This window comes from Erwinia sp. ErVv1, from assembly GCF_900068895.1.
Classification (GTDB): domain Bacteria; phylum Pseudomonadota; class Gammaproteobacteria; order Enterobacterales; family Enterobacteriaceae; genus Erwinia.
This window is the reverse complement of the sequence record NZ_CDPK01000029.1, coordinates 1-1075: the sequence shown is the minus strand read 5'-3', so window position 1 is coordinate 1075 and position 1075 is coordinate 1. Positions and strand designations below refer to the sequence as shown.

General features: G+C 45.1%; 2 protein-coding genes. Both read right to left on the bottom strand.

Features of this window, described 5'->3' with window-relative positions:
* Positions 1-274: 274 nt before the first annotated feature.
* The gene (locus A1830_RS20795) at positions 275-532 is read right to left on the bottom strand and encodes a bacteriocin immunity protein (RefSeq protein WP_067710503.1); all 258 of its coding nucleotides are present in this window, start codon (positions 530-532) and stop codon (positions 275-277) included.
* Between the two features lies 1 nt (position 533).
* Positions 534-1075: S-type pyocin domain-containing protein (locus tag A1830_RS20790; RefSeq protein ID WP_197473384.1), on the bottom strand; the 542-nt coding region annotated here is incomplete at its 5' end.

The following is a 1075-nucleotide window of genomic DNA, read 5'->3' as shown; positions in this document are numbered from 1 at the left end:
AAGTTCCTTTTCCGGGGTACTTTTTATTTAATCCGGCCGACGCTTTTACTACGCCAGTGACGGCTCACGCTGAAACAAACCGGGGAGAACAGGATTTTGTTTCACGCGTTACTGTAACAACAAGAAATTAATTTTTCCCGCCGTGATATCACAGATTTCGACCCCCGCCGCATGACTGATGTGAACAATTCCTAATGACGTGGATTTACCGCCCCGCCGCTGGCAATTTTTGCCCGCAATCCGTATAACTGTCCGCTGACTCTTAAGCCACACATTAACCTTGTTTAAATCCAGGCTTACCATTTTTAGCCCGCCATTCCCTGACCTCTTTTACAATACCTTCAGGGCTGTCATCCTGATCGTACATGGGATGATAAATAAGACCATTGCGATGAGGATGTTCGGTCAAACGTTCGAATTCAAGAACAGCCTTTGTATGCTCAGCCTCTGTTTCATAGTCTGCATTACAAATTTTTCTGACAAAATATAAAAACTCGGCATCGGTATAATCAGAAATCGTTTTCTTTTCCATCTCAATTATCCTCTTTATGGATTTCAATATGACGTTTAGGGGTCATCACTCGAATATTATCTATGTCATATATTGCACCGTTATCCTTAATAAATTTGACATGGTGTAACTCGAATCGAATTCGTCCCCCGACTTGTTCAGATGGAATAGGGAAAGGAGAGTAACCTTTCATTAAGTTTCGTTTATTATTTTCCCTGAACTGTTTAATCAATACAGGATCTCTGCCCACATCCTTCCAAAAAGCCTCACGAAACGCATCAAAATTCGCAAATTCCCTTCCTTGTAATTTGTCCGCGATCTGGCTCGGGATAGGAGCACCAAGATCTTTACCAGCATTAGTAAGCCAGTCTCCGCCAACCGGTTCACCTTTACCACTGACCTTACCCAATCTATTTCGGGGATTGCTAAGTACCACATACACCGGCTGCACGCCGCTGCCGCTGGCGTCCGGCTGCCAGTAAACAAAATCCTGCATCCCGCCCGGATCGGCCACTGGCGTGGTGGTGATCTGAATCGTCCCAACCGGTTTTATCACTGTCCCGG